Origin of the sequence: Streptomyces sp. (genome assembly GCF_050698815.1) — a bacterium.
Taxonomy (GTDB): domain Bacteria; phylum Actinomycetota; class Actinomycetes; order Streptomycetales; family Streptomycetaceae; genus Streptomyces.
In genome coordinates, this window is sequence record NZ_JBOHCV010000777.1 from 1 (window position 1) to 3,668 (window position 3,668).

Here is a 3,668-nt window from a genome sequence, read left to right on the forward strand (position 1 = left end):
GATCTTCCCGGACAGAGGCGAGCAGGGCCGCGGCGAAGGAGCCGGAGGCGGCAGCGTGATCGAAGGCTGGGCAACGGCCCGCAAGTGGCCGGAGGGCACGATGCACGGACTGTGCGCGGTGCTGCGCAGCCGTGGCCGCACCCTCGGCGTGGTCACCTTCCTGCGCGGTTCCAGCCGCCGCTCCTTCGACCGTACGGACGCGGCGTACGCGGAGGACATCGCGGTCCGCATCGCCGTGGCGGTCGACCTGGCCCGGAGCGTCCGCCGGCGGTAGCGGCGGGCGGCGGCGGGCCGGTGGGCCGGTGGCGGGCCGTCAGCCGTAGAACACCCTGTCCGCGTACCGCGTCATCACCTCGGCGTTCCACTCGTGGCCGCCGTCGACGTTCCCGGAGCGGAGCATCGGCGGTTCGAGGCCGCGGGCGGCGAGGTCACCCGCGGCGGTGGCGACCACGGCCTGCATCAGCGCGCTGGTCACCACGGTCGAGGCGGGCGCGAACGGCGCCGCGATGCCCTCGGCGCTCAACTCCGCGTCACCCACGGATATCCGGCTGTCGAGCACGATGTCGCAGTGGTCCTTGAGGAAGGTCCCGGTCGAATGGCGTGATTCCGTGTGCTCGGTGTAGGCGACGGACGTCACCCCGATGACCCTGAGCCCGAGAGCGCGCGCGCTCATGGCCATCTCCACCGGCAGGGCGTTGCGGCCCGAGAGGGAGACGACGAACAGGAGGTCACCGGCGCGCGCGGGGCTGGAGCGCAGGACCGCGGTCGCGAGGCCGTCGACGCGCTCCAGGGCGCTGCCGAGCGTGGCGGGACGGACGTCGACGCCGACGGCCCCCGGCACCGGCAGCAGGTTCATGACGGCGAGGCCGCCCGCGCGGTAGACGACGTCCTGGGCCGGGAGGGAGGAGTGGCCCGCTCCGAAGGCGAAGACACGGCCGCCGTCCGCGACGGTCGTGGCGAGCAGCGCCCCGGCGGCGGCGATGCTCTCCCGCTCGCCGTCCCTGACCTGCTGGAGCAGGGCTATCGCGGCGTCGAAGAAGTCGCCCGCCAGCGTGTTCTCGGTCATCCCGCACCAGCCCCTCGCGTCGTGTGCCGGGAGGCGGACGGGCCGCCCGTCCCGGGCGTCCCGGTCACCGCCGCGATCACGGTGAGGTCTGGACCAGTGCCGTGTCAAGACGGCATCACCTCCGGGGCGGCACGGTTGTCCGTCCGATGCGTCAGACTTGGGGCAGGGCCAGCGCACGTACTGATGAGGGGCACGCATGTCCGGACTGATCGACACCACGGAGATGTATCTCCGCACCATCCTCGAGCTGGAGGAGGAGGGCGCGGTGCCCATGCGGGCCCGGATCGCCGAGCGGCTCGATCAGAGCGGCCCGACGGTGAGCCAGACGGTGGCGCGGATGGAGCGGGACGGGCTGGTCAGGGTGGCCGGCGACCGGCACCTGGAGCTGACCGAGGAGGGGCGACGGCTGGCCACGCGCGTGATGCGCAAGCACCGGCTGGCCGAGTGCCTGCTGGTCGACGTGATCGGCCTGGAGTGGGAGCAGGTGCACGCGGAGGCGTGCCGCTGGGAGCACGTGATGAGCGAGGCGGTCGAGCGCCGCGTCCTGGATCTGCTGCGGCATCCGACGGAGTCGCCGTACGGCAACCCCATCCCGGGCCTCGAGGAGCTGGGCGAGCAGGCGGAGGCCGAGGCGTTCCTGGACGACACCATGGTGAGCCTGACCGACCTGGAGACCGACGGTGACGGCAAGACCGTCGTCGTGCGCCGCATCGGCGAGCCCATCCAGATGGACGCCCAGCTGATGTACACGCTGCGGCGGGCGGGTGTGCAGCCGGGCGCGGTGGTGAGTGTGAACGCGGGAGCGACGGGCGGGGTGCAGATCGGCAGCAGCGGTGAGGCGGCCGAGCTGGACTCGGACATCGCGGCGCACGTCTTCGTCGCCAGGCGCTGACGGCCTGCGCCACGTCGTAACGGCCGGGGGCTGCTTGCCCGATATTGCCCGCCGGACATCCCGGCGGGCATTTTCGGGCTGTTTTTTGCCGGACTGCAAGCGTCTGTGCCCACGGCGTGCGAGGCTGTGGCGACGCATATGCGGACGGAGGGGAGCCGTCGAACGATGAAGCGTGCCGAGTGGGGGAACCGGTCGGCAGTGGCAGCGGCAGCGTCTTCCGGAGGCGGGGGCCGGTGACAGCGCCGGCTGGGCGGACGACGAGGGCCCCGGTGCCGTCGGCAGCCGGGGCCCCGCCTCCCCCCATCCCCCAGGAGCGACCCGGAGCCCCGAGCTCTCAGGGTCGGCCCTCCTCCCGGTAGCTGTCTCCCCGTGGCGGGTTCGATCAATCCTGGAGCGCGGTCACTCAAAAGAGGGGGTTTCTCCAGGACACCGGTGCGTTCGAATAGAAGTTCGATAGCGTGACGGAGCGACCAGCCGGAATGGGGGTGCCACAACGCATGGTACGACGGATCAACGTGACGGGCCCGGACGGAATCCCGCTCTCCGCCTGGGAGTTCGCCGACCAGGACAAGGGGGGCCGCGACCCGGGCTCCCCGCCCGGTGTGCTGCTGCTGCACGGCCTGATGGGCCGCGCGGCCCACTGGGCCGACACCGCCCGCTGGCTCACCGGGCGTTACCGCGCCGTCAGCCTCGACCAGCGCGGTCACGGCCGCAGCGGCAAACCGGCTGACGGTCCGTTCGACCGGGAGGCGTTCGTCGCGGACGCCGAGGCCACGATCGAACAGCTCGGGCTGGCCCCGCTCGCGCTCGTCGGCCACTCCATGGGCGCCCTCACCGCCTGGCAGCTCGCCGCCAAGCGCCCCGACCTCGTCCACGCTCTGATCATCTGTGACATGAAGGCGTCGGCGCAGGGCGAGCAGTCGCAGCGGGAGTGGGAGGAGTGGTTCGGGTCGTGGCCGCTGCCCTTCGCCACGCTCGCGGACGTGCGCAGGTGGTTCGGCGAGGAAGACCCGTCCCTGGAGCGGCCCGTGGATTCGCGCGGCGAGTTCTTCGCCGAGGTGATGGCGGAGGCGGACGACGGCTGGCGGCCGGTCTTCTCCCGGCAGCAGATGCTGGCGGTGCGCGAGGCATGGGTGCACGACGCGCACTGGGACGAACTGGCCAGGGTGGGATGCCCCACGCTCGTCGTCCGTGGCATCGACGGCGAACTCGGCCGCGCCGAGGCCCAGGAGATGGTCCGTGTGCTGCCCCGCGGCATGTACGCGGAGGTGCCGGAGGCAGGTCACCTCGTCCACCTCGACCGGCCGGCGGACTGGCGCCGGGTCGTCGAGAACTTTCTCCAGGCGGCGCTGCCGGGAGCGTGAAGGGGCGGGCGGGGCCTCGACTGTTCCTGCTCGCGACGGCGCAGCCGCAGCCGTGTGTGGTTGAACACGCCTGTCATGCGGGCGTGAAGGCGGCCGAACCGCCTGCCAAGGTGCCTTCGAGGCGCCGTACCGGCTACCCGGCCGACTTCCACCTGCGGCCGGGGCCGTTCTCGAACCAGCCGGCCGTCCGCGAGTTCAACGCACGACGGGAGCTGCGGCGAGCGGCGTAAGGAGTGATATCTTCCGCACTGCCCGATTTCTGAGGTGAAGGGTTGGTGTCACCCCATCAGGGGCGTGGTCGCGCGTCCGAGCCACCCGGTAGCGTGACCCGACGATTCCGGTAGCC

Annotated in this window: 3 protein-coding genes and 1 pseudogene; 3 read left to right on the forward strand and 1 reads right to left on the reverse strand. The window is 72.1% G+C overall.

Going from position 1 to position 3,668, the window contains the following annotated elements:
* Window positions 1-274 (forward strand): annotated as a pseudogene (locus ACRDP3_RS27880) (hypothetical protein); the annotation flags it as partial.
* Window positions 275-313: 39 nt separating this feature from the next.
* Here the strand turns inward: ACRDP3_RS27880 and ACRDP3_RS27885 are convergent.
* On the reverse strand, window positions 314-1,066 hold the full coding sequence (locus ACRDP3_RS27885) for an SIS domain-containing protein (RefSeq protein WP_431519796.1): 753 nt from the start codon (window positions 1,064-1,066) through the stop codon (window positions 314-316).
* Between the two features lie 196 nt (window positions 1,067-1,262).
* Here ACRDP3_RS27885 and ACRDP3_RS27890 point away from each other — a divergent pair, with 196 nt between their 5' ends.
* Together ACRDP3_RS27890 and ACRDP3_RS27895 are read left to right on the forward strand one after the other, a co-directional pair.
* Window positions 1,263-1,958 (forward strand): metal-dependent transcriptional regulator, encoded by a 696-nt coding sequence (locus ACRDP3_RS27890; protein WP_431519797.1) that lies wholly within the window; start codon window positions 1,263-1,265, stop codon window positions 1,956-1,958.
* A gap of 497 nt (window positions 1,959-2,455) precedes the next feature.
* Window positions 2,456-3,322 (forward strand): alpha/beta fold hydrolase, encoded by an 867-nt coding sequence (locus ACRDP3_RS27895; protein WP_431519798.1) that lies wholly within the window; start codon window positions 2,456-2,458, stop codon window positions 3,320-3,322.
* Window positions 3,323-3,668 lie beyond the last annotated feature (346 nt).